This is a genomic window from Inquilinus sp., assembly GCF_057815775.1.
The window spans coordinates 1-2,267 of the sequence record NZ_JBYRFX010000741.1; the positions used below are offsets into that span (position 1 = coordinate 1).

General features: G+C 64.6%; 4 protein-coding genes. 2 read left to right on the top strand and 2 right to left on the bottom strand.

Annotated elements, in window-relative coordinates; genetic code table 11:
• The coding region (locus AC3XYG_RS26090; protein WP_489142792.1) for a substrate-binding domain-containing protein at window positions 1-690 on the top strand (690 nt) is incomplete at its 5' end.
• A gap of 129 nt (window positions 691-819) precedes the next feature.
• Window positions 820-1,269 carry an NUDIX hydrolase gene (locus AC3XYG_RS26095; RefSeq protein ID WP_489142793.1) on the top strand — a complete coding sequence of 150 codons (450 nt, stop codon included), beginning with the start codon at window positions 820-822 and terminating at the stop codon, window positions 1,267-1,269.
• 49 nt (window positions 1,270-1,318) lie between these two features.
• Here AC3XYG_RS26095 and AC3XYG_RS26100 read toward each other — a convergent pair whose 3' ends face one another.
• Entirely contained in the window at window positions 1,319-1,663 is a 345-nt protein-coding gene (locus AC3XYG_RS26100; RefSeq protein ID WP_489142794.1) for a hypothetical protein, read from the bottom strand.
• A gap of 10 nt (window positions 1,664-1,673) precedes the next feature.
• Window positions 1,674-2,267 (bottom strand): hypothetical protein (locus tag AC3XYG_RS26105; protein WP_489142795.1); only part of this gene is annotated, 594 nt, incomplete at its 5' end.

Here is a 2,267-nt window from a genome sequence, read left to right on the forward strand (position 1 = left end):
GACGACATCGCCGCCACCCTGCGCCGGGCGCTGAACTATCGCGCCGATGCGACGGTGGTGATGTCCGGCACGCCGCCCCAGTCGATCGTGCGCGAATGCCTCGAAAACGGCCAAAGGCTGATCCTGATCAGCCGCGACGACCGGATCGTCGGGCCCGACAACATCCAGCTCGACAATGCCGGTGCGGCCCGGACGGCGCTGGCCCTGTTCCTGCGCGCCGGCTGCCGCCGGCCGGCCGTTGTCACCACCGAACTCGGCACGCCCAGCCTGTCGGCCCGAGCCGACACGTTCGTGGCAGCGGCGCGGGCGGTGGGGATCGAGCCGCAAATTGTCCGACGCGGCCAGATGACCAGCTACGACAACGGCATCACCGCCGCGCACCAGCTGTTCACGGGAACGGCACGGCCTGACGCCGTGTTCTGCGTCAACGACGTCACCGCCTTCGGCCTGATCGATGCGGCGCGGCACGAATTCGGGCTGCGGGTGCCGGAAGACCTGTCGGTCATCGGCTTCGACAACATCAAGCAGGCCGGCTGGCTGTCCTATCAGCTGACCACCTTCGACCATCCGGTCGAAGACATTGCCGGCCATGTCGTGGCGTTGGCGTCGAAAAGCCGCGACGACAGCCCGGCCCCGATCAGAATTGAGTTGCCGTCCGACCTGGTCTGGCGACGTTCGGTCAGGATCTGATCGATGCCGATGGCGCCGCAATTTCGCCAGACACGCGATGCATAAAGGGGATGATTTGATGTCGACCGATTTTATGGGGATCTATTTGTCGGAAGGGACCATGACAGCAGGGGCAAGGCATCCGGGGTCATGACAGCACGACAGCAGGCGACCCGCCTCCAATTCGGCGCGCTCCCCTACCGGTTCCGGCAGGATGGGTCGCTCGAGATCCTGCTCGTCACCAGCCGGCGGACCCGGCGCTGGATCATTCCGAAAGGCTGGGCGATCAAGCACAAGACACCGGCGAAATCGGCGGCGCGGGAGGCCTATGAGGAGGCCGGCGTCCGCGGCACGGTGACGGCCAGGTCGATCGGCAGCTTCGTCTACGACAAGTGGCTGGACGCGGACAGCGTGAGCGTGCCCTGCGAGGTGCACGTCTTTCCCCTGGAGGTCGAACGCCAGCGCCGGACATGGCCAGAACAGAGCGAACGTGAGATCCGGTGGCTCGATCCGGACGCAGCGCTGTTGCTGGTGGAAGAGCCGGGATTGCGGAGCCTGATCTGCGAATTCCAGGACAGCGTCGCCACCCGGCGAGGATGAACGCAAAGCCCGGGACATTCCGGCCCCGTGCGATCACCGGATCGCCGGCTCACCGGGGAAATGGGCTGTCGAAAATGTCCCCGCGATGTTCCTGAATCTTCAGGGAGACCGCGACCAAGAGGGAACGCTGGCGTGAACCTTGAAGGGCCCATACCCGCGAAGGGAGAAGGTTCTTGCCGAGGATTTTCTCCAGGTTTCCGATCTCGGCCTCGCTCGGTTCGGAGACGGTGATCTCTCCGAAGTGACGAGGCGCGGCAAGATACTCGACCCCGACACAGATGATGTCGATGCTCGTCCCAAATCGCGGCCCGGCGGGGCTCCGAATGAGAAGCGAGCCATGGCTTACGTGATATTCCCAAAGCTGGAACTCACGGCCCGTCATCAATTCCGACACGTTCCTGATCCTACCTGACAAAGGGGTTGGGGACGGGAACTCCATTCTGCCAGAATTGGATACGGCCCCACCACCACGGACTCTGTCGAATCAACAGCAGCTCCCAGTCGGTGGCCCCTCCCGACCCCATCGCCGCACGCTGGACACCGCGCCAGACATCGACGCCATCAAGGTTGAAATGGATCTTGGTGCTCAGGTTAGCCAGCTTGTCGATCACGCCCGACTTCCAGTCCATCACATCGGCGAGGTTTTTCCAGGTCGTTGCCCCTCGCGCCTTGGCGAAACTATCCAACCCCTCCTCCAATCCCATCGCGCACGGTTGCGCTTCTGTCTCGACGACCGCGCTCGTCTCGACGACCGCGCTGCTGACGGCGGATTCGGCAACCTCCGCCGTCTTCGACGCGGCCGGACTGGCGCCCATCAATACGAGCGCGACGCGCCCGATGGTCGGATAGGTCGCCTGAACATAGACGAAGGCCTTGAGGGACAGGTCACTCGCGGCCGAGGCCGCCAGCGGCGCCAGATAGGCTGCCGTCCCCAGGGCCGCGGCGGCATGCGTCGATGCCGCAAGGAGGGCCAACGGTGACTGCGGTGCAAGCACGGG